Source organism: Moorena sp. SIO3I6, from assembly GCF_010672095.1.
This window is the reverse complement of the sequence record NZ_JAAHHU010001158.1, coordinates 1-1,616: the sequence shown is the minus strand read 5'-3', so window position 1 is coordinate 1,616 and position 1,616 is coordinate 1. Positions and strand designations below refer to the sequence as shown.

Genomic DNA, 1,616 nt, shown 5'->3' with positions numbered 1-1,616 from the left:
TCCAACATTCAAACTTAATCTAATACTTGAGAAGAATAAACAGTCTTCTCAATCAAACTCAGGTGCCCAAACTTCCACCACAGGCAATTCCCAACCAGGAAGCAATTCCGGCACTTGCAGCACATCCCCATCCCCCAGCACAACTTTATCTCGATTAAGACGATAAACCTCCATGGTGCGAGTTCTCGGATCCACTAACACCCCAATTTTAGTTCCCAATTCCATAAATTGCTGGATTTTCCGGCGTAATTTAGCCAAACTATCAGTTCTAGATTTAACTTCAAACATCAAGTCAGGAACTAACTCCGCGTAACCTTCTGTAGTGCGAGGTAAACGTTCGGCTAGGATAAAAGAAGCATCGGGAGCACGGACATCCCCATCTTCGTTAGGTAAACGAAAACCACCACTAGAAGCTGTTACCCTGCCTAGTCTACGAGGTCGTACCCAATTTGATAACTGGGTAACAATAGCAGCAGCTACTTCATCCGATTCTATACCTGAAGGACTCATAACAAGAATTTCTCCATCCACTAGTTCCATCTGATAATCAGGATGTTCAGCTTGCAGCTTTTCTAAGTCTTTTACTGTTAAACTAGGCATTGTTAAAATCTCCTATTTATTTATAGCGATTATTGCATTTATGAGGTACACTTCTAAACCTCAAAGTCACCCTTATTAAGGGGGATTTAGGGGGCTCCCTTTTTACCTCATGGAAAATAGAATTGCTATATTTAATCAATCAACAGCAAATCCAGTATATTGACGTTTATAAGGAGCATGGTAAGCTAAGACGATATCTTCTTTGGGAACACCCCATTCGACTAATTCATTCGCAACGCCAATTTCTGTGCCATCATGTTGTATCCAAATTTTGTCGTTTTTAAGGTCAATTTGGAGAACACAGCCTCTTAAACGCCGATTTCCATGCCATCCCACGTTCATTAGTTGATAGTGATCTCCTTGAACATCAAATATTTTTTGGACTTCAATATCTCCATATCTAGGTTTATATTGCCCGTATTCATTGATTAGCTTTTTGACTAATTCTCTATAGTGTTCTAGTTTTTCCATTGTTTAATGACCTCTTGAGTTATATCATATATAGCAAGGCAAGTATAGTTTAAGACATAGTATTTTCGTTTAAAGGGAACAGGGAACAGGGAACAGGGAAAAGGGAACATAAATATGTCTTAACCTTTAATTATACTGCTATATAATTAGTTTGATTTGATATTTTATTACTGCGTTTTGAGTGAAAACCCGAGTTTAAAAGTACATTATTGTTGTTGCATTGATCTAGTTTGGGTAGTGTTTTAGAAGTCAATTCCATTACTAGATCTCTTGCAAAAGTATTTTTATGATAGTGTTTACGTCAATTCTTGTCCACTGTTCCCTGTTCCCTGTTCCCTGTTCCCGACTTCTGCAAGAAGTCTACTGATTGCCATCGGGTTATCCCCCAAAACTAAACTATCAATTTATTGGAGCAGTTGCTTTAGTCTTTGGCGAAAGGCTCGTAATGCAGGACTTCTCAAGGTTTCACGGCTTTGAGCTAAAACGTCTGCTACCAGGTCTGGAATTGGTAATCTGGGGAAGGTGGGACTGGTGGTAACTTGCCG

General features: G+C 39.3%; 2 protein-coding genes. Both read right to left on the bottom strand.

Annotated elements, in window-relative coordinates; all coding sequences use genetic code 11:
• Positions 1–48 precede the first annotated feature (48 nt).
• The gene (locus F6K49_RS47215) at positions 49–600 is read right to left on the bottom strand and encodes a Uma2 family endonuclease (protein ID WP_293109428.1); all 552 of its coding nucleotides are present in this window, start codon (positions 598–600) and stop codon (positions 49–51) included.
• 135 nt (positions 601–735) lie between these two features.
• Entirely contained in the window at positions 736–1,071 is a 336-nt protein-coding gene (locus F6K49_RS47210) for a XisI protein (protein WP_293109426.1), read from the bottom strand.
• Positions 1,072–1,616 lie beyond the last annotated feature (545 nt).

Coding starts and splice junctions, on each gene's coding strand:
- F6K49_RS47210 (WP_293109426.1), bottom strand. CDS start 1,071: ATGGAAAAACTAGAACACTATAGAGAATTAGTCAAAAAGCTAATCAAT.
- F6K49_RS47215 (WP_293109428.1), bottom strand. CDS start 600: ATGCCTAGTTTAACAGTAAAAGACTTAGAAAAGCTGCAAGCTGAACAT.